The 1476-nt window shown below is 68.9% G+C and carries 1 protein-coding gene; it reads right to left on the bottom strand.

Annotated features, from left to right (window positions below):
• Positions 1-1469 (bottom strand): alpha-L-arabinofuranosidase B (locus AB0P35_RS42075; protein ID WP_363521888.1); only part of this gene is annotated, 1469 nt, incomplete at its 3' end.
• Positions 1470-1476 lie beyond the last annotated feature (7 nt).

Below are 1476 nucleotides of genomic sequence, written 5' to 3'. Positions count from 1 at the left end.
GGCTGTTCGACCAGCCAGCTGGTGTCGGCGGCCCAACTGGTGGTGCTGTCCCAGCTGTTGGAGCCTCCGTTACTGGCGATGTAGGCCGTGTAGTTGTAATGGCGGAGGTACTTCGTCGGGAAGTTGACGGACCGGAGGGAGGTGCCGGTCCCGCTGTTGCCCGTGGTGGGGCAGAAAGTGGCGTCCTGGGCGAATGCGCCGCCGCCGTTGTCGGTGTTCAAGTAGAGCTGGTAGTTGTAGTGGCGCAGGAACTGGCCGGGGCTGTTGGCGGACTCGAAGGACACGCAGGAGCTGTTGGCCAGGCCGGCCCGGACGATCCAGGTGGCGTCGGCCTTGTCGGTGGCCGAGCTGGAGGAGTTCGTGGCGGAGATGACGACCTTGGTGTCGGCGTCGTCGTGGCGGAGGTAGTGCGAGGTGCAGCAGGGCGCGGTGGTGGCCCGGAGGGAGATCCGGGAGCCGGGGGTCAGTGTGCCGGTGCCGGTCGAGCCGCTGTTGTAGCCGGCGGCGGTGATGTTGGCCTGGACGGCGTTCTCGGTGGCGTCCGTGGGGTATCCCGAGGTCATGACGCCTTCGTAGAAGGTGCCTTGGGCCCACTTGCTGTTGTCGCCGCCGATGCCGAGGATGATCGCGCCTTCCTTGTGCATCGGGTTGTAACCCGTGGCATTGGGGCGCACGCCGTTGTAGTAGGTGGACAGGCCGCCCGACCGGGCGTCGCCGCCGCGGAGGGCCCACTGGTTCGGGCCGCCCTTGAGCATGGCGGTCAGGAACCGGTTGTTGACGCTGGGGTCGCCCGCGTTGAACCCGCGGTTGACCCCGGAGAACAGGCCGTTCTCCAGGTCGGCCATGACCCAGGGGCCGTTGCCGCTGCCCGAACCCCAGGCCTTGTTGTTGCCGAAGTAGAGGGCCTCCATGTGGCCGTTGCCGGTGTCCAGGCTGTTGGTCTCGGCGTTGCCGTAGTCGAAGCAGCAGCCGTCGTTGAAGTGCGTGCCGTCGAAGATGGCGTACATGCCCTCGGGCTGGTCGCCGGTGGCGATGCCGTTGGTGTTGTTGTTCCGGTAGCCGGTCCCGGGGGCCACATAGACGCCGTACGCCTTGTGGCCGGCCACGGTGACCGGCGCCTCGAAGGCGTTGGCGAGGTTGTCCGGCCCGTCGGCCGCGCCGCCGGCGGGCGCCTGGGTGAGGTGGTTGGCCTTGCCGGACTGGTCGTAGATGACGGTGATGACGCAGCTGGTGCCGGTACAGAAGTCGTCCTGCGCGGCGGCGTTGGCGTATCCGCCGGCGCTCAGCAGGCCGATGTCCCTGGTCGCGCCGTCGGAGGCGCGCTTGACCTGGTAGAGCGAGCCGTTGTACGTCCCGTACAGGGCCCGGGTGGTGCTGTGCGCGGCGACGCAGGGGGTGCCGCCGGCGGCGTAGATGTCGCAGGGCCCCTGGGTGGCCGCCTGCGAGGTCGCGGCCGTGGCGGTGAGCAGGCCGACG

This window comes from Kitasatospora sp. NPDC085879, assembly GCF_040686255.1.
Lineage (GTDB): Bacteria > Actinomycetota > Actinomycetes > Streptomycetales > Streptomycetaceae > Kitasatospora.
The sequence above is the reverse complement of the archived record's forward strand: the minus strand, read 5'-3'. Positions and strand labels throughout refer to the sequence as shown.